The sequence below is a fragment of the Phaeocystidibacter marisrubri genome (assembly GCF_008933165.1).
GTDB lineage: Bacteria > Bacteroidota > Bacteroidia > Flavobacteriales > Schleiferiaceae > Phaeocystidibacter > Phaeocystidibacter marisrubri.
In genome coordinates this window covers 221,845-240,167 of record NZ_WBVQ01000001.1, presented here as the reverse complement: position 1 = coordinate 240,167, position 18,323 = coordinate 221,845, and the positions used below count along the sequence as shown (strand labels likewise).

17 protein-coding genes are annotated in these 18,323 nt (G+C 44.6%); 11 read left to right on the top strand and 6 right to left on the bottom strand.

Translation table 11 applies throughout. The features are described 5' to 3' along the window. Positions 1-10: 10 nt before the first annotated feature. Positions 11-937 (top strand): NAD(P)/FAD-dependent oxidoreductase, encoded by a 927-nt coding sequence (locus F8C82_RS01050; protein ID WP_151691582.1) that lies wholly within the window; start codon positions 11-13, stop codon positions 935-937. Here F8C82_RS01050 and F8C82_RS01045 read toward each other — a convergent pair. After that, positions 930-1,616, bottom strand: coding sequence for a LytR/AlgR family response regulator transcription factor (locus F8C82_RS01045; protein ID WP_151691581.1), 687 nt, complete (start codon positions 1,614-1,616; stop codon positions 930-932). The genes F8C82_RS01050 and F8C82_RS01045 overlap by 8 nt on opposite strands. Continuing rightward, a complete protein-coding gene (locus F8C82_RS01040) occupies positions 1,613-2,647 on the bottom strand; it encodes a sensor histidine kinase (protein WP_151691580.1) in 1,035 nt (344 codons plus the stop codon). The genes F8C82_RS01045 and F8C82_RS01040 overlap by 4 nt, the downstream gene beginning before the upstream one ends. A gap of 93 nt (positions 2,648-2,740) precedes the next feature. Here F8C82_RS01040 and F8C82_RS01035 point away from each other — a divergent pair, with 93 nt between their 5' ends. The 4 genes from F8C82_RS01035 to F8C82_RS01020 all read left to right on the top strand — a co-directional run bounded on the left by F8C82_RS01035 (position 2,741) and on the right by F8C82_RS01020 (position 7,797). Then, entirely contained in the window at positions 2,741-5,227 is a 2,487-nt protein-coding gene (locus F8C82_RS01035) for an outer membrane beta-barrel family protein (protein ID WP_223279407.1), read from the top strand. A 19-nt stretch (positions 5,228-5,246) separates the two neighbouring features. Beyond that, positions 5,247-5,750, top strand: a complete 504-nt coding sequence (locus F8C82_RS01030; protein ID WP_151691579.1) for a hypothetical protein — start codon at positions 5,247-5,249, stop codon at positions 5,748-5,750. 147 nt (positions 5,751-5,897) lie between these two features. Then, on the top strand, positions 5,898-7,124 hold the full coding sequence (locus F8C82_RS01025; RefSeq protein WP_151691578.1) for a DUF1015 domain-containing protein: 1,227 nt from the start codon (positions 5,898-5,900) through the stop codon (positions 7,122-7,124). Between the two features lie 7 nt (positions 7,125-7,131). Next, positions 7,132-7,797, top strand: coding sequence for a YggS family pyridoxal phosphate-dependent enzyme (locus tag F8C82_RS01020; RefSeq protein WP_151691577.1), 666 nt, complete (start codon positions 7,132-7,134; stop codon positions 7,795-7,797). On the opposite strand, the gene F8C82_RS01015 is transcribed toward F8C82_RS01020, so the two are convergent. Beyond that, positions 7,791-8,441: a hypothetical protein gene (locus tag F8C82_RS01015; protein ID WP_151691576.1), complete on the bottom strand. Its 651-nt coding sequence runs from the start codon at positions 8,439-8,441 to the stop codon at positions 7,791-7,793. The two genes, F8C82_RS01020 and F8C82_RS01015, sit on opposite strands and share 7 nt — an antisense overlap. A gap of 139 nt (positions 8,442-8,580) precedes the next feature. Here F8C82_RS01015 and F8C82_RS01010 point away from each other — a divergent pair, with 139 nt between their 5' ends. Beyond that, positions 8,581-9,918 (top strand): exonuclease domain-containing protein, encoded by a 1,338-nt coding sequence (locus F8C82_RS01010; RefSeq protein WP_151691575.1) that lies wholly within the window; start codon positions 8,581-8,583, stop codon positions 9,916-9,918. Here the strand turns inward: F8C82_RS01010 and F8C82_RS01005 are convergent. The 3 genes from F8C82_RS01005 to F8C82_RS00995 are packed head-to-tail and all read right to left on the bottom strand — an operon-like array spanning position 9,915 to position 12,429. Further along, a complete protein-coding gene (locus F8C82_RS01005) occupies positions 9,915-10,511 on the bottom strand; it encodes an outer membrane beta-barrel protein (protein ID WP_151691574.1) in 597 nt (198 codons plus the stop codon). The two genes, F8C82_RS01010 and F8C82_RS01005, sit on opposite strands and share 4 nt — an antisense overlap. Before the next feature lie 17 nt (positions 10,512-10,528). Further along, the gene (locus F8C82_RS01000; protein WP_151691573.1) at positions 10,529-11,479 is read right to left on the bottom strand and encodes a phosphoribosylaminoimidazolesuccinocarboxamide synthase; all 951 of its coding nucleotides are present in this window, start codon (positions 11,477-11,479) and stop codon (positions 10,529-10,531) included. Next, positions 11,476-12,429, bottom strand: coding sequence for a PhoH family protein (locus F8C82_RS00995; RefSeq protein ID WP_151692895.1), 954 nt, complete (start codon positions 12,427-12,429; stop codon positions 11,476-11,478). The genes F8C82_RS01000 and F8C82_RS00995 overlap by 4 nt, the downstream gene beginning before the upstream one ends. A 104-nt stretch (positions 12,430-12,533) precedes the next feature. Here F8C82_RS00995 and F8C82_RS00990 point away from each other — a divergent pair, with 104 nt between their 5' ends. The 5 genes from F8C82_RS00990 to dnaN all read left to right on the top strand — a co-directional run bounded on the left by F8C82_RS00990 (position 12,534) and on the right by dnaN (position 18,317). Further along, positions 12,534-13,331, top strand: a complete 798-nt coding sequence (locus F8C82_RS00990; RefSeq protein WP_151691572.1) for an SAM hydrolase/SAM-dependent halogenase family protein — start codon at positions 12,534-12,536, stop codon at positions 13,329-13,331. Then, positions 13,328-13,624, top strand: coding sequence for a putative quinol monooxygenase (locus F8C82_RS00985; protein WP_151691571.1), 297 nt, complete (start codon positions 13,328-13,330; stop codon positions 13,622-13,624). Before F8C82_RS00990 ends, F8C82_RS00985 begins: the two co-directional genes overlap by 4 nt. After that, entirely contained in the window at positions 13,621-16,077 is a 2,457-nt protein-coding gene (gldG, locus tag F8C82_RS00980; RefSeq protein WP_151691570.1) for a gliding motility-associated ABC transporter substrate-binding protein GldG, read from the top strand. The genes F8C82_RS00985 and gldG overlap by 4 nt, the downstream gene beginning before the upstream one ends. After that, positions 16,074-17,090 (top strand): hypothetical protein, encoded by a 1,017-nt coding sequence (locus F8C82_RS00975; RefSeq protein WP_151691569.1) that lies wholly within the window; start codon positions 16,074-16,076, stop codon positions 17,088-17,090. The genes gldG and F8C82_RS00975 overlap by 4 nt, the downstream gene beginning before the upstream one ends. A 105-nt stretch (positions 17,091-17,195) precedes the next feature. Then, the gene (gene dnaN / locus F8C82_RS00970) at positions 17,196-18,317 is read left to right on the top strand and encodes a DNA polymerase III subunit beta (protein WP_151691568.1); all 1,122 of its coding nucleotides are present in this window, start codon (positions 17,196-17,198) and stop codon (positions 18,315-18,317) included. Positions 18,318-18,323 lie beyond the last annotated feature (6 nt).

Genomic DNA, 18,323 nt, shown 5'->3' with positions numbered 1-18,323 from the left:
ACTACACACCATGAAAGGAGAGAACACCTATGAGGTAATCATCATTGGAGGCAGTAATGCGGGTCTATCCGCAGCCATGTCTTTGGGAAGATCTTTGCGAAAGGTTCTAGTGATTGATAGTGGTAAACCCTGCAATGCCCCCACGCCTTATTCACACAACTTTCTCACGAGAGATGGAGCCACACCCGAAGAAATCTCCACCATTGCAAAAGAACAAGTGCTTTCCTACCCGAGCGTACACTTCCAAGAGGGATTGGCACAATCAGCAGAAAAGAAAGAGGATGGATCTTTTGACGTGACATTAGACAACGGTCAAATGATCTCTGCTCAGAAATTGGTGATAGCCACTGGGATGAAAGACATTCTACCTCAAATTCCGGGATTCCAAGAATGCTGGGGAAAATCTGTCATCCACTGTCCGTATTGCCACGGGTACGAAGTTCACCACACCAAAACAGGCGTTTTAGCCAATGGCGAAAGGAGCTACGAATTCGCGTCTATGATTCAACATTGGACCGATGACTTGACCCTTTTCACCAACGGTGTTGCCGACCTCACCAACGAAGAGCGATCCAACTTATCACAACTAAATGTCGCCATAGATGAACGCCCGATACAGATTCTTCACCATGTAAATGGACAAATCGAAAAAATTGAATTTGAAGATCAATCCACTTTCGCTCTACATGCATTGTATGCCGCTGTTCCGACAGAGCAACACAGCACAATGGCATCGGAGTTGGGTTGTCTAATTACCGAGGCAGGCTACATCGAGGTAGACCCCTTCCAAAAAACTACGGTTGAAGGTGTGTATGCCGTTGGCGATTGCACATCGCCTTTCCGCAAAGTGTCCATTGCTGTGGCTTCGGGTTCCATTTGCGGCGCTGCACTCAATCGTGAGATGATTCAAGAAGACATTGAGCGGAAAATCAGCTGAGTATCCTAGACAAGAAATCGTCCTTATACGCTCTACCAATAGGTAATTCTACTCCTGATTTGGTGTAAACACGATTGCCTGAAATCTTTTCAATTTGCTCTGTATTCAGCAAATACGATTTATGAATTCGTGTAAATCCAAGATTGTCCAATTTCTGCTCCCAGGAAGTCAATGAATCCTGTGACAAATACACTTTATCTCCCACATTTACTTCGGTATAATCCATATCGGAGTGAATGTGTGTGATGTCTGCGCTATTCACTTTTACCCAATCGAAACCCACCTTGATAAACATAGGCTGAGAAGCAGCGGCCTCGCTTTTCTGCGGGAGTTCTTGTGGAACTTTGGAAACCGCCTTCACAAATCGCTCAAAAGAGAAGGGCTTGACCAAATAATCTACCACGTTGTATTCATACCCTTGCAGGGCATACTCCGTAAATGCCGTGGTCAGAATAACTCGTGGAGGGTTTTGTAAAGAAGCCAAAAAATCCATCCCGTTTATCTTCGGTAAGTTGACGTCCAAGAACATCAAATCCACAGGTTCCGACTTCAAGTACTCCATCGCTTGAATCGCATTATTGAAAACCTCGCGGAGATCCAAATAGTCAACATCAGCGATAAACTTCTTTAGCACCCGTTGAGCTGGAGCCTGATCTTCGATGACAATACAGCGAATCATACCCTAGGTTTCAATTTTAAACGAAGATTCACCGTGTAGCGATCTCCTTCAGCCTTCACTTTCAATTCGTGCTTATCCGGATAGAGAAGCTTCAAGCGCTTCTTCACATTCAACAGGCCAATTCCATGTGCCAGGTCATCTGCGTTCGATTCGTCGGAATAGGTGTTCTCGCATTGGAACACCAACTCCTCCTCTTCCATGTGAAGATGGATGGAGATGTGAATGTTATCGTGCATGCTAGATGAACTGTGCTTCACAGCATTCTCAATAAATACAATGAGGATGAGCGGAGCAATCTGAAAATTGGCATCCATCCTTCCTACATCAACATGAATCTCTCCGCGATCTTCAATTTGCAATGCACTGAGCTGAATGAAATTCTGAAGTTGTTCTACCTCCTTTTGAATTGAAACATACTCCTCTTTGCATTCGTACAGCATGTACCGCAAAACTCCAGAGAGCTCTAGAATGATATCAGGGGTCTTCTCTGAATGCTCCAAAGCATGGGCATAGAGATTATTCAGATTATTGAAGAGAAAATGGGGATTAATCTGGGACTTCAAATACTGCAACTCACTCTCCTTTGCCGTTAAGGCCAACTGTTCCAGCTTCCTTTGCTGATGGAAAGCATCCCAGCCGAACTTGAACCCGGTGAGAATGGTGATGGTGGGCATAGCCGCTACCAAGTTGAAGAACACACCGGGAAATTTACCCGCACGAGTGGTGGGAAAGTAGATGGCTTCTAACACTTCCTCTTCCACGTAAATCACGGCGGCAATAATGAGTAGAAGAAAAACAACAAATGGCACGTATCGCTTCTTATACAAGAACTTTGGGAGCAACCAGTAATTAATCAACATGGCTGCAATCGCATAATTCATAAAGAACGCCACCTCATATTCTTCCACATAGGTGCCCGTTGAATTGTGACGAACATCAAAAGCATAGAAAATGAAGACCGTGAACAACAGTATCACTTGAAATGCAATTTCACTCCAAACCGCTCTATCCACAACTCTTTTGTTCAACATGAAACAAAGGTAGGCACATCCAAACAAGCGCCTCAACATATTCGGTAAACGACCATTTTAAGCCCCTAGACGACATCCCATGAACACTATTCAATGTCTAAACATTATAAATGTGTCGTTAAGCGTACTCAAAGTGTCGTTTGGCGATTGAATTTAAATGATACGCAATTGCTTTACACCTTTGTACTCGATAAAATGTTCTTCATGCAACGCATCAGCAAATTTGTAATTCTCACCGTGCTTCTCGCCGTTTCTTCCTTGGGAATGGCTCAACAGAAAGGAATCACCTTTACAGGAACCGTTGTAGATGCCTCAAATTCTGAACCCCTGCCCTACACCGTTGTGGCCATCAGAAATTCTGAAACGGATGAACTGACCACAAGTGTAACCACAGATATAGAAGGTGCCTTTACCGTAAGTTCTCCTATTTCTAAAGTGTATGTGGAAATCGTCTTGATGGGATATGAAGACGTACAAATCCTTCCTTCAGTTCAATCTGGAACACAGAATTTAGGCACCATTCAAATGACAGCCTCCTCTCAGAATTTAAATGAAGTGGAGATTGTAGCTGAAAGATCTTCGGTGGAATTCCAGATGGACAAACGAGTATTTAATGTTGGCTCTGACCTTTCCACTTCTGGCATGGGAGCCATGGATGTCTTAAACAACGTCCCTTCTGTGAATGTGGATATTGAAGGACAAGTCAGCTTGAGAGGAAACAGCGGAGTTCAAATCATGATTAACGGAAAGCCATCTGTTCTATCGGATGACCCGAGCAATGCTTTAGGTACCATCACCGCGGATATGATTGAGCGCATTGAAGTGATTACGAATCCATCAGCCAAGTACCAAGCCGAAGGAACTTCAGGTATCCTCAATATTGTATTGAAGAAGGAAGAGAAGAAAGGCATGAATGGCTCTGTGAGTTTAAACACGGGATACCCAAACAATCACAGCGTGGGTGCAAGTCTGAATTACCGCACGGAGAATTTCAACTTCTTCACCCAGTTGGGAGCTGGATATCGAACTCGCCCAAATTACAATGAGAGTATTAGTCAGAATTCTAGCGACAGTCTCACGATTCAAAGCTCCGGAGAGGACTACAGAAATGAAGAGTTCTACAACATCACTTTGGGAACCGACTATTACATCAATGACCTCAACGTGATTACACTCTCTGGAAATTTCGCGTATGAAATTGAAAGTCAACCTTCCGAAACCAACTTCGAAATCTACGACCCTAAAGGCAACCTCAATTCTGCCTATTCAAGAATTGAAGAGACCTCTGCACTGAATCCGAAGTACCGCTACGATCTCCAGTATTCCAAGCAATTTGAGGATCACGAAGACCATCAGTTAATCTTTAGCACTCTTGGGCATTTCTTCGGAAAAGACCAATCTTCTGAATTCTTCAACAGTTACGAAGTAGGAACTGCCAATTTCTCGGATCAAAGAACAGCAACGAATTTCTATCAAACCGATTACACATTCAAGTTGGATTACACCGACCCACTAAGCGAGCTTTTCACGCTTGAAACAGGGGCGATGTATGAAATAAACGATGTGGGAAATGACTACTCTGTTCGCAACTTGAAAGGCTCTGTATGGGAGATCGATTCCAGTCTAACCAACGATTTCACCTATATCCAAAAAGTTTTGGCAGGCTATGTAACCGGGGCGTATGAAACCGAAAGTTGGGGAGTAAAAGTCGGCGTTCGCGTTGAAAACACTGAACTGACCACGGTTCTGGAAAACACGGGAGATAACAACTATCAGAACTATTCGAACTTGTTTCCAAGCCTACACACCCATTACAAATGGGGCAACGGCTTCTCACTTCAAGCTGGATATTCCAAGAGAATCTATCGTCCGAGATTGTGGAACCTCAATCCGTTCTTCAATATTCGAAACAACTATAATGTGAGAACAGGGAATCCAGAACTTCAACCTGAATTTGCCGATTCCTATGAATTGACGGGAATCCTTGTTCGCAATGACTACAGCATCAATGCGAGTTTGTATTACTTGTACACTACCGATGTAGTGGAGTATGTAACCCGCTATGAGAACGGGGTAAACCTCACCATGCCGATCAATATTGGGACCCGTCAGAAAGTGGGAGTTGAAGTAAACGGGAAGTGGACTGTAACGGACTGGTTCGACTTGACCGGTGATTTCAACTATGGCTACTTCACCCGTGATGCGGACTATCAATCTCAAAACTTTGATTATTCCAGCGATCAATGGGATGGAAAGCTCACCACCAAGTTTGCACTTCCAGCCGAATTTGACTTAGAAATCACCACCCGTTACAACTCGAGCTATGAAACCATTCAAGGACGAGTTTCAGGCTTTGCTTTCTTCAATGCTGGCGTTCGCAAAAAACTTTGGAACGGCAAACTGGTCATGAATCTCGGCGTGCAAGACATTTTCGCTACACGTGTCCGCGAAACCACCATCAATCAGCCGAACTACTATATGTACAACTTCTCCCAACGCGGTACCTTCCTCACCTTTGGCATCAGCTACGGTTTTGGCAAGGGAGAGGCGATGTCTTACTCGGGAGGCGGAAGACATTAATCACACCCATCCTTAGAAAATGAAAGCACACCAACGCATGCGCGTTATTCACCGATACCTGGGCTTCTTTCTCACAGGCATCATGTCAGTTTATGCATTGAGCGGTGTTGTTCTCGTATACCGAGACACGGACACATTTAAGCGAGTAGAAAATATTTCGAAAAACATCGGAGAAAATTTGGGGGAAGAAGCCCTCGGAAAAGCCCTTGAGATGCGCAGATTTCGCGTTGATAGCACAAGTGGAGCCGAAGTATTCTTCCGCGATGGCGTATACAACCGCACTACCGGAATGGCTCATTATACAGTAAAGGAAACACCCTTTGTTTTGGATCAACTCCTACATCTTCACAAAGCGACGAGCAGTCGTCCTCTGTCCTTTCTAAATGTATTCTTCGGCCTTTCCCTGCTCTTCTTTGTCATCTCAAGTTTCTGGATGTATTTCCCTGGAACCGACATCTTTAAAAAGGGAATGTATTTCACGATTGCAGGGCTCGTTTTCGCTCTGCTGCTCATCTTCATCTAATAATTAAGGGTTATTCACAGGAGTGAGTAGGCTCGTTGCATTCGTCAGGTAGTGGTGCAGCGAGCCATTTTTATTTTCAAGCCCTATTCGTTCCCTTTTATTATCCGAGGGCTTATTTGCATCTTTGCCTAGGCTCAAATCAAGGCAATGATAAAAATCTCACCTTTCCGTGCAGTTCGTCCGAAACGTCACGTAGCTAGTCTCGTAGCATCGCGTTCTTACGTGAGTTACACCGATGATCAGCTGATGGACAAGTTGGAAAACAACCCCTTTACCTTTCTTCATATCATCCATCCCGATCAATACGCGGTAGAGCGAAAGCAGGGAACCGAGAAGTATGAGATGGTGCGCGACAAGTACCGCGACTTCACCATGGAAGGCGTTTTCCAAAAAGATGAAACGGAGAGCATTTATCTCTATCAACAGCATACCCACTCGCACGTTTTCACCGGATTAATCGCGGCTGTTTCTGTTCACGATTATTTGGAAGGTCGAGTGATGATTCACGAACAGACGCTTACCCAGAGGGAAGAAATGTTCAAGGAATACCTCAAAGTTACTGGCTTCAACGCAGAACCTGTACTCCTCATGTACCCTGAAAATCATGAAGTGAATCAAGTGATGGGAAAGGTGATGGATGAACGCCCAGAATTTGAATTTACCACTACGGATAAGGTGACGCATTTCTTGTGGAAGATTGAAGACACGAACGATCTTCAGACCCTCACTACTGCGTTTTCAACCATGGACAAAATATACATTGCCGATGGTCACCACAGAAGCGCCTCCTCTGCCTTGTTGAGCGAAGAATTGACAAACGAAGGAAAGACTGGCCCGTTTGATCACTTCATGGCCTACCTCATTCCAGAAAGTGCCATTCACATTCACGGTTTCCACCGTTTGATTAAGAACACCAACTTGTCGAAGGACAGTTTCATGAAAGAACTGGAGCAATCCTTCATTGTGAGTGAATGGGGCCACAGTAAATACCATCCAGATCGCCTGCATGAAATGGGCATGTACATCGATGGAATGTGGTACACGCTTACCTCTAAACCTGGTTCGTTTAATCCAAACGACCCCATCGCTTCCTTGGACGCGGAAATCCTCAGTCGAAATGTACTTCAACCCATTCTCGGAATTTCCGATCTGCGAAATGATCCTCGCGTAGACTTTATGCCCGGAGACAAGGGATGTGACGCCATTGAAACAGCGGTAAACTCCGGCAAATTTGAAGTGGGATTTGCACTCTACGCCGTAACTACCGATCAACTCAAAAGCGTAGCAGATGCCAAATGTATTATGCCTCCCAAGAGCACATACATTGAGCCGAAATTGAGAAGTGGTCTTACCATTTATGAACTCTTAGATTAAGTTGAACATGGGATCCATTCGTGAGAACTTGAGCAGTATTCAATCTACACTTCCCAGTGAGGTATGTCTTGTTGCCGTTTCCAAAACGAAACCCATTTCCGATTTGCAAGAGGCCTATGATGCTGGGCAACGTGAATTTGGCGAGAATAAAATCCAGGAAATGACCGAAAAATGGGAGCAACTTCCCAAGGACATTCACTGGCACATGATCGGTCATGTTCAAACGAACAAAATCAAGTACATGGCTCCTTTTGTCTACCTCATTCACGGATGCGACCGTGAGAAGGTGGTGAAAGTCGTGAATAAGGAAGCCGCAAAAGTGAATCGAGTTATCGACGTTTTGCTTCAGGTTCACATTGCCGAAGAGGATTCCAAATTCGGATTTGACGAAGCTGAACTCGATGAATTGATCTCCTCTAGCCGATTGTGCGACTATCCCAATGTTCGCGTTCGCGGATTGATGGGCATGGCCACTTTCACCGACAACAAAGACCAAATTGCAAGAGAGTTCAAAGCCTTAAAGGCGCTGTTCGACAAATACGCTCCTGATTTTGGGCCTGAATTCAACACCCTATCCATGGGAATGAGTGGCGATTACCAACTCGCCGTTGAATGTGGAAGCACCATGGTTCGAGTGGGAAGCTCCATCTTTGGAGCCCGCAATTATCAATAGTCGTATTTCAACCCAAGTGTCGCCGCAAAGCGAAAGGTCACCCCTTCATACCCTGAAGAACCGAAGTAATTCACCTCTTCTTCTATGTCTTCAACATATTCTGATTTGAAGCGATAACCAACGGACATAGCAAGATCCAAGAAGTAATACTTCGATTCATCTCTCCGCCCCACTCCGAGGTTAAGTCCATACTGATTGAAGTCATATCGGTTTCGAAAATCATAATCGGCGTAATAGCGTTGACCATTCTGATTTTCTACCAACACTTGTCGAACATCGTCGTAATACGCTGTCCCATCTACCCATTGAGCAGAAGCCTGAAGAAAGTATCGTTCAGACAAATTCGCGGATGAAAAATACCGACGAACGCCCAATTCCAATCGCTGTTTATTGATATCGACTACTCTAGGTGAAAACAGATTTGGCCGAATTCCACTGCCGTAAAACAACAATGCAGAATACGGTTCCTCCGTAGGTTTCCATTCCAATTGAAAGTTGAAGTTATACAAGAAGAGATCTGTAAAGACATATCCCAAACTCACCGCGCGCGTATCGGGTTGAGCGGTTTCCTGCCCTAAACTCTGGTTTTCTCCAACACCTAGAAGGGCCATCAATAAAAGTAGAAGTGAACGAGAGAAATGCATGAATATTCCGTGAGAGAGTTGAAGTTTTCAGTCTACCTATATTGCGTACAGGCATTTAGTAAATGTACAGTCAATAATTTAAACGACAGGTAGTATACAAGTGAATACAAGATGCTCAAGATAACTTACCTTTAGCCCGATGTATGCAGTAATTGACATAGAAACCTCAGGCGGAAAGTTTGGCGAAGAGAGGATTATCGAAGTAGCCGTATTCAGATTCGACGGCAATGAAATCGTTGATCAATTCATCTCTTTAGTCAACCCAGACGCACACATTCAACCTTATGTTCAAAAGCTCACTGGGATCACTCCAAAAATGGTCCGAAGAGCGCCAAAGTTTCACGAAATAGCGAAACGATTGGTAGAAGTAACGGAGGATGCGGTTTTCGTAGCCCACAATGTCAATTTCGACTACCGCGTGGTTCAAGAAGAGTTCTCTCGATTAGGATATGACTTCCAGCGAAAGACCCTCGATACCATTACCCATGCCCAGCGCCTTATCCCCGGATTGAAAGCATATGGACTTGAAACCTTGTGCGAATCGCTCGGCATCTTGAACTCCAACCGTCATCGTGCCGATGGCGATGCTAGAGCCACGGTAAAATTGCTCGCATTACTACTCGCCAAAGACACGGAGAAAAAGATTGAGGGAATTGCTCGCAATCGTCAGGACACTACGCCAGACCACAGCTTCTCGAAGTTAACGGCCGAGTTGTACAACACTACGGGTCTCTATTACATCCACAATTCGAAAGGAGAGGTCATTTACCTCGGACAAAGTCGGAATTTGAGAAATCAAATTGATCGACACTTTCTAGCGACCAACGAACGTGCACTTCAACTTCAAGCAGAAGCCGATAGTATTCAGATTGAACCAACGGGAAGTGAATTGATCGCTCGAATTGTAGAGCATCTGGAACTGAAAAAATTGAAGCCTGCACTCAATAAGCGCACGGATAAATACACTTTGAGCCAAGGGCTTTTTATCGATGTCAACGACGACAAGTCCGTTCGATCCATTCGCGTTCAGAAAGTTAAGAAGGAACGTCCCATCATCCATTTCTCCGACGAAGCCACTGGATTAGAACTGGCCGCTCAATACTGTAGAAACTTCGGAATTCAACCCAAAGATGTAGCCATGTCTTTTCAATTGGATGCCATGCAAGCGTTCTACAACGAGCATTTAGAAGTTCAGAAAATCAGAGTTACATCGCCCATTAAGCGCGTTTGGAGAACGGCTTTCCCATTCATCAATGCCATGTTAATTGACAAGGGAAGAAAGACCGGAGAAAAGTCGATGGTTCTTATTGAAGACGGAAAACTGCGCGGCTACGGCTACTTTGAACTCGAAATGCAAGTGGCCGATTTGGAAACCGTTAAGCGATCAATTACGTCCATAGCTTCATCGAGCTACTTGGCGAGCTTGGTTTACGATCATTACCACAAAGGAAAGTTTGACGAAGTCCGCACCTATTAAAACAGGGCGTAACCGAGACTCAAGATCAACTGACCCGTTCGGGCATCTACGTCGTACTCCTGACCATCAATCACCACTTTTTCAGCCAAATTCTGAAGGGATCCCTCGTACTTCAAATCAATAATGAAGTTCCCTAAGGTTAGCCCGAATCCAGCTTGATAGCCCAGCGAACCACTTCGATAATCCACTTCAATGATATCTGAAGGATGAGACAAATTGTAACTCATCACAGGTCCGCCAATGATACTTGCTGGACCGAATTTAATCCCTAACAACACAGGTACATCCAGTCGAGTAAGCTGAAAGCTCTTGGTGGAACTCGTTCCATTACTCTCTTCAATTTGCACCTTGCTGTTTAGCGATGAATAAATGACTTCGGGCTGAATATACAGACCCAAAATCTTTACTCGGGTATACACTCCGGCATGCCACCCCAAAGCATTGTTAGCCGAGAGATTTTCAATATTCGCATTCGACTCTAAGTCGCTAAACACAACGTTCGAAGAACTCATTCCTCCTTTCAAACCGAAGTCCAATTGAGCGTAAACTCCTGTGGACAAAAGAGACAGAAATGCGACAAATAGGGGTTTCATGAGAAGTGATTTTAGATCTAAAGCTTTGCTAGGGCTTCTTCAACATTGTGCTGAATTCGTTCTGGAATATTCGTGAGGTCACCAGGTTCAAACGTTTTACCCGTTACCTTTTCGTATAATTCTCGATAACGTTCGCTCACCATAGTCACAAATTCCGAGGTCATTTCCGGTACAGATTGCCCCTCTTTTCCTTGAAAGCCGTTTTCAATCAACCACTGACGAACAAACTCTTTTGACAACTGACGTTGAGCTTCGCCGGCATCTTGACGCTCCGCATACCCCTCTAGATAAAAATAGCGCGAAGAATCTGGTGTGTGAATTTCATCAATCAATACGATCGTTCCATCCTGCAACTTTCCGAATTCATACTTTGTATCCACCAAGATCAAGCCGCGCTCATTGGCCATTTCTTGACCGCGTTGGAAGAGTGCACGCGTGTATTTCTCCAATTGGAGATAATCGCCTTCATCTACAATTCCTTTGGCTAAAATATCTTCCCGAGAGATGTCCTCATCGTGCAAGCCCATATCCGCCTTGGTAGTTGGGGTGATAATCGGTTCTGGGAAAGCATCATTCTCGCGAAGCCCTTCTGGCATTTGCACACCACAAAGCATGCGTTCTCCCGACTTATATGTACGTGCTGCGTGACCACTCAAGTAGCCGCGAATCACCATCTCCACTTTAAAAGGAGTTGCCTTCTTTCCAATGGTCACTACAGGGTCTGGTGAAACCAGTTTCCAATTCGGAACGATATCCGAAGTCGCATCGAGAAAATGCTCAGCAATTTGATTGAGCACTTGTCCTTTGTAAGGAATCCCCGCAGGAAGCACTACATCAAATGCAGAAATACGGTCGCTGGCTACCATCACGAGAATATCATCTCCTATGGAATAGACGTCGCGTACTTTTCCGTGGTACACGTGTGTTTGGCCCGTAAAATTGAAGTCTGACTTATCGAGTGCGTTCATGATTTCTTCTCTTCTTTATCGTATGCGTGAATGATATCCTTCACCAATGGGTGACGAATCACGTCTTTATCATCTAATTCAACAATGGAAATGCCTTTCACATTTCGAAGAATGCGAAGTGCTTCTTTCAGTCCCGAGCCTTGGTTTCGCGGCAAATCAACCTGAGTAGCATCGCCCGTCACAATGAATTTTGCGTGTTTCCCCATACGGGTGAGGAACATCTTCATTTGAGAATGGGTGGTGTTCTGGGCTTCATCCAAAATCACAAAAGCGTGATCCAAGGTTCTACCGCGCATAAAGGCAAGCGGTGCAATTTCAATCACCTTCGTTTCGAGATAGTACTGCAACTTCTCATGGTGAATCATATCGCGAAGCGCATCGTACAACGGTTGCATGTACGGATCGAGCTTCTCCTTCATATCGCCTGGCAAAAAACCCAAATTCTCTCCGGCTTCCACCGCTGGACGAGTGAGGATGATTCGCTTCACTTCTTTATTCTTCAAAGCGCGAACAGCCAATGCAACACCGGTGTAGGTCTTACCCGTACCTGCCGGCCCTATGGCAAACAACATATCGTTTTCATTCACGGCTTTCACCATGCGCTTTTGGTTGAGTGTTCGCGCTTTAATCAAGTTTCCACCTGAACCATGCACTAGAACATCATCAATCTCCGCGTAGGTTTTCGCCACCTCTCTACCGTCTTCCATCACAATGCGTTCAATTTGATTCTCCGAAATTGAATTGTAAAGCTGAAGGTGACGTATAATCAAATTCAGTTTCTCTTCGAACTGCTCAACAATCTGGTCATCTCCATTAATCTTGATCTTATCACCACGAGCGGTAATCTTCAATTTTGGAAAAAAACTCTTGAGCAAGTTTAAATATCGGTTATTTGAACCGTACAAATCCTGAGGATTAGTATCTTCTAGAAGGACTGTTTTCTCTATCAAATGAGAGGTCAATTAACGTTATGTACGAACCGCTTCAATTCGTACTTTTGAGTCCACAAAATAACAGAATATCCCTGAATTTACGTGCTGTTCCCGAGTGATTTATGAACCTAGTTACGCTGACATCCGACTACGGAAATGCCGATCATGACATTGCTGCCTTTAAAGGGCAGTTGTTGAGCGACGCCCCAAACTCTCAGATTATTGATGTGAGTCATGCGGTTTCGCCCTACAATGTGATGCAGGCAGCCTACCTTTTAGGTAGAACGTACAAGCGCTTTCCGGCGGGGACGGTTCACATCATTCTCGTAGACGCATACCAAGGAAGTACCAAGAACTATCTGGTTGCTCAAATTGAGGGACAGTATTTTGTGGCGGCCGACAATGGGGTACTCACCTTGATTGCACCTGACATCGGTTTTGAAAAACTGGTTGCCGTTGACTTGAGAAACACCAATCAGAACTTATACCCGGAGGATGCGTTAGCTCAAATCAGCGCGCATCTCTTGAAGGGAGGCAAACCAGATGTACTGGGTCAACCTGCTAGAGAATACACCGTTAAGTCCGCCTCTCGTCCCACGCTTAAAACCGATGGCAATGGGATTATCGCCAATGTGATTCATATCGATACCTTTGGCAACTTAGTGACCAACGTAACCCGAAAGTGGTTAAAAGACCATGTGGGAGACCGGAAGCTAATCGTAGTGGCAAGAAACAAGAGGATAACCCGTTTGGTGGATTCCTATTTTGAAGGCCCAACCGAAGGGGAACTCTTTGGCGTTTTCAACAGAGATGGCCATTTGGAAATCGCTGTTCAAAAACCTGCCGGAAAATTTAAAAATAGCGCATGCAGCCTGTTGGGATTGCACGTGAATAACAACATCTTCATCGAATTTGAATGATTGTACGAGTTGTAAAAATGCACTTTAGAGCTGAGGAGATTGACAATTTCCGCGCCCTCTTCGAGAGCCGTAAAGAGTTCATCCGCGGATTTGAAGGATGTGAATACCTCGAACTTTGGCAGGATGTAAACACGCCGGAAATTTTCTTCACGTATTCGCACTGGACACATGAAGATCGCTTGGAAAATTACCGCAAAAGTGAGCTCTTTAAGGATGTTTGGAGCAAGACCAAAGCTCTATTTGCCGAAAAACCCCAAGCATGGAGTGTTGAACCTCAAGTGAAGATGCCATGATTAGCTTATTCAAAAAGGAAATCCGCTCATTCTTCAATTCGTTGATGGGATACCTTGTTATCTCTGTATTCCTCATCTTGAACAGCTTGTTTTTGTGGATCATTCCCAACAATGGATTCAATTTGATGGATTCTGGATACGCCAGTATTGATGGACTGTTTATGATTGCCCCATGGGTTTTCATGTTCCTGATTCCCGCTATCACCATGCGCATGTTCGCCGATGAAAAGAAGGCGGGCACCATGGAGTTCCTGTTGACAAAACCCCTCACTGAAATTCAAGTCTTAGTTGCCAAATTCGCAGCCGCACTTGCCCTTGTACTTTTCAGTTTACTTCCTACTCTCCTCTATTATTACAGTATCTACGAGTTAGGCGATCCCGTTGGGAACATCGACTCTGGAGCAACCATGGGGAGCTACATTGGCTTGATACTCATTGCAGGTGCCTATACTGCCATTGGACTCTTTGCTTCCTCAAATACCGACAATCAGATCATCAGCTTTATCGTCGCTGCAGTCATCTCTTTCCTCTTCTATACTGGATTTGATCAAGTGGCCGAATTGGACATTTTTGGGGATTTGGATCTCTTTATCTACAACTTGGGGATTAATGAACACTACCTCAGCATCAGTAGAGGTGTGGTGGATTCAAGAGACGTGCTCTACTTCGCGGGGCTTATCGTGTTTTTTGGAGCACTTGCCCGATTGGTTGTTCAAAGTAGAAAGTGGGATAAGAGTACGAGAAGAAACGACTTGATTCAATTCGGACTTCTCACAGCCATGGTATTGCTTTTGAACATTGCTGGATCTTTCGAATACATGCGTTTGGATCTCACCGCAGAGAAGAGATACAGCTTGAATGAAGCAACCATCGACTTACTCGACCAAGTGGAAGACCCACTCCTCTTCCGCGTTTACTTAGAAGGTGATTTTCCAGCGGATATCCAGCGATTGGAATTGGAAACCAAGCAAATGTTGGACGAATTTCGCGCTCATAATGGAATGATTGAATACGAATTCATCAACCCAAATGAGAGTGAAAGCGATGATGACCGAGTGACCTTTGCGCAACAACTACAACAGCGCGGGCTAACTCCTTTCACCATACAAGAAGCAAATCAAGACGGACAATCTACTCAACAGATTTTCCCTGGAGCTATTGTGTCGTACCAAAATGCAGAAACAGCTATCAACCTTCTGCAAACCCAAATCATGCAGTCGAATTCCACACAAGTGAACAACAGTGTTCAAAATCTGGAATACAACTTAGCTTCTGCGCTTCGACGCTTGATTTTGAAAGAAAAACCGACCATCGGTTTTATGGAAGGACACGGCGAACTCGAAGCCAAACACGTTGCGAGTATTGCCGCAGACCTATCGGGTACATACAGCTTAAGTCGCTTCAACATTCGCGAATTCCAAGTGGATTCCATCAGTGGAAAGATCAGTATTGTCGATCAAATGCGTCGTATCAACCGCTTTGATCTACTTATCATTGCCAAGCCGCAAACCCCTTTTGTAGATGTTGATCGATTCTTGATTGACCAATACATCATGAATGGCGGGAAAGTGATTTGGATGGTGGATGCCGTTAAGGCTGAAATGGATAGTTTGAGCTATGCCAGTGAGTTTTTAGGCATTCCAACACTCGACAAGTTGAACATAGACGACATGCTTTTCACGTATGGAGTGCGTTTAAATACCGTTTTGCTTCAAGACATCATGTGTGCAATGGTGAACGATCGTCGTCAACTTCGTCCATGGCCGTACTTCCCTATCATCATGCCGAGGGTAAAGCACCCTATCACCAAAGACCTCAACGCGGTGAAGCTTGAGTTTGCAGGTACCATTGATACCATTTTCTCGCCTAGAGTAAAGAAGACCCCACTATTAGTGAGTTCTGAAAACAGCAAGGCTCAGGCTATGCCTGGACTCGTTGGACTGAAATCACTCTACACCGATGCGAATCCAGCCGAGTTTAGACAGCAATACCTCCCAGTAGCCTACTTGCTAGAAGGTGAGTTTGAATCGGTTTATCGCCACCGACTATTACCGAGAACTGCAGAGCTCGCACAACTCAAATTGAAGAATACTAGCTCTTGGACACAGCAAGTCGTTATTGCTGATGGTGATATCATCAAGAACCAACTCAATGTCATTGATCCGAACATCCCACGTGGTACGCCACTTAAATTGGGCTACGATCAATACATTCCCGTTCAGTATGGAAATGATGATTTCATGCTGAATGTAGTAGACTACTTGTTGGACGAATCTGGGCTGATTTCGGTTCGTTCTCGAGAATTGAAAATTCGCCTATTGAATTCTGTTGAAATAAAAAATTCAAGGACTTATTGGGCCGTTTTGAACACGGTTGCACCTATCCTGTTTATCATCCTATTTGGTGTACTCTACACCTGGAATAGAAAGCGCAAATACGCCATCAAAGCATGAAAAAGAAGTCGAAAGTTAACATAGGACTATTCGGAATTGTCGTTGCCATTACCATCTTTATCTCCACCCGAGATTTTGGAGGAAATTCAACGCTGAACGACAATAGAGAGGAATATGACATGGCCGTTAAAGACACCGCGGCGATCACAAAAATTGTCATTGAAAGCAAGGAACCCGGTAAGGTTGAACTGACTCGCGAGGGCAACAAATGGATGGTGAATGGTAAATACATCGCTCGTCCCGGTGCCATTCAAGAACTGCTTCTCACTTTCCACAAAGTCACTCTGCGTCACTTCCCCACCGAAAATGCAGAAGAGAACATTTTGAGAAGAATGGCTTCTCATGGAAAAGATGTAAAAATCTACCAAGGCGATGATCTGGTAATGAACTTCATAGTAGGAACCGACAACCTCGATCAGTTGGGGACTTACATGATGAAGAAAGGTGCATCTCGACCTTACGCCATGCATATTCCCGGTTTTAACGGATACTTGAGTTCACGCTTCTTTACGCGAGAAGACCTGTGGAAATACCGCGTAATTTTCGGAACGGACAATTTAGACATCCGAAAGCTCACTATGGAATATGGAATTGTTCCAGAAGAGAGTTTCTCTATTGAGCAGAATGAAAATGGCGATTTAAAAGTCCTCGACAACAACGGACTTCCCATTGAGCCATTTAATTCACAGCATGCTCGTTTCTATCTGGGATCGATACGCACCTTACAGTACGAAGGAGCCATTCTAGAAGATGAAGGGGCCTACGCCAAGATCGATTCGCTTCGCAACACCATACCAGTGTTCAAATTGTCGGTAACCGATAAGACAGGTGAAACCAAAGACATCGAAGCGTTCTATGCACCAGCAGAACCAGACACCTATGACGATGCAGGTCAACCGATGAAATACGATCCAGACAGCTTCTATGCGATTATCAATGGAGAGCAATATGTGTTAATCCAAACCTATGCTTTTGGTAACATCCTCCAGACCAAAGAGTACTTCAACCGATAATTGTGAATCTCGTGTTAGCAAAATTCGAATTGCGAATCGGATAAGCTACCTTGAACAATTATATTTGCTCTTTGCCGAATCTATTCGCAGCAAACAGATTACCTCATGAAATTCATAGTATCCAGCGGAACCCTATTGCGTGAATTACAAGCCATTGGCGGTGTAATCAATAACAACAACACGCTTCCTATTCTCGATAACTTCCTATTCGAACTAAGCGAAAACAGCCTCAAAGTTTCCGCTTCGGATTTGGAAACCACTATGAGCACTAAGCTTGCAGTGGAAACTGAATCTGAAGGTCTTGCCGCCGTTCCGGCCAAGATTCTTTTGGATACCCTAAAGACATTTCCAGAGCAGCCGCTTACATTCGTATTGGATGAAAAGTCGCACTCTGTTGAAGTGAGTTCAGATTTTGGTAAGTACTCACTCGCCTTTGTTGATGGAGATGAGTTTCCACAGCTTCCAGAATTGGAAGATGCTTCGGAAGCGAGTATTCCAGGTGAAGTTCTAGCTACAGCTATTTCTAAAACCATCTTCGCTGCAGGTAACGACGACCTTCGTCCAGTGATGTCGGGCGTTTTCTTCCAGTTCGCATCAGACAGTCTCACTTTTGTGGCTACCGATGCTCACAAATTGGTACGTTATCGCAGAACTGACTTGAACACACCGAACACGGCTGAGTTCATCATGCCACGCAAACCGTTGAACTTGTTACGCTCTTCCCTTTCTAGCACAGATGGAGATGTGAAGATCCACTACAACGAAACGAACGCACGCTTTGAATACGACAACATCATTATGACGTGTCGTTTGATTGATGGCAAATACCCGAACTACGAAGCGGTAATTCCAAAGGACAATCCAAATCGCATGCTAATTGACCGCTCTGGTTTCCTCGGTTCGGTTAAGCGTGTATCGATTTTCTCGAACAAAACGACTCACCAGATTCGTCTAAAAATTGCAGGTGCCGAATTGACTATTTCTGCAGAAGACCTCGATTTCAGCAATAAAGCGGTTGAACGCCTAACCTGTGATTACGACGGGTCGGATATGGAAATTGGCTTCAACAGTCGCTTCCTCACAGAAATGCTCAACAACTTGGAATCTGATGCTGTTCGCGTAGAGCTCAGTGCTCCAAACCGAGCAGGATTATTGATTCCAGCAGATGGCACTGACGAAGGTGAGGACCTTCTCATGCTTGTAATGCCAGTGATGCTCAACGCATAAGCAATT